Origin of the sequence: Streptococcus oralis, assembly GCF_001578945.1 — a bacterium.
Lineage (GTDB): Bacteria > Bacillota > Bacilli > Lactobacillales > Streptococcaceae > Streptococcus > Streptococcus oralis_Q.
The window spans coordinates 1-579 of the sequence record NZ_KQ969594.1 but is presented as its reverse complement, the minus strand read 5'-3'; the positions used below and the strand labels follow the sequence as shown (position 1 = coordinate 579).

The window sequence follows — 579 nt, the reverse complement described above, 5'->3', positions numbered from 1 at the left end:
ATCTCATCTTCATGCTCCTTCAAATAAGCCAACTGTTTAGCTCGCGGACTCAGAGTTATTCCTCCAAATAGATTTGTTTCCTGTGCCATCCATGCGCCTCCTCCAAATACTACAAGGGCTATAACTAGCCAAACCAAAGTACGTCTTTTCATCTCTTTCCTCCTATATAGCGGAATATAAGTTTATTGTATCATAATTGTAAAAAAAATACTTTTGGCAAGTATTCTAAGTTAGTAGAGTATGAGTAATATTAAATTTGAGTAAAAATTATCAAAGGTTTTTAAGTTACTGTTAGTCAAAAAGTTCTCCTCCTAATCTTATACCATTGCTAATACCCATGCTTTCCAAATCAACGTTTCCATCTTTGATTTCTATCAAAACATTCCAGTCTGAATCTTTTAAATTATTAAATTCACCAAAAATACTAACAACCTCACCTCCCCCTTGAGGAGTCCCATTCCCAACTTTTTCCCACTTGGTTTCATTCCAAGCAATCTGAACAGATTCAATCTTTGGACTCTGAGATTTTACAAAATCTTTTATCTCCTCTTCATGTTTCTTCAGATAAGCCAACTGCTT

At 34.7% G+C, this 579-nt stretch carries 1 protein-coding gene; it reads right to left on the bottom strand.

Annotation, left to right across the window (positions count from 1 at the left end):
* Nucleotides 1–291 precede the first annotated feature (291 nt).
* A partial coding sequence (locus SORDD16_RS09945) for an SAM domain-containing protein (RefSeq protein WP_061453293.1) occupies nt 292–579 on the bottom strand: 288 nt, incomplete at its 5' end.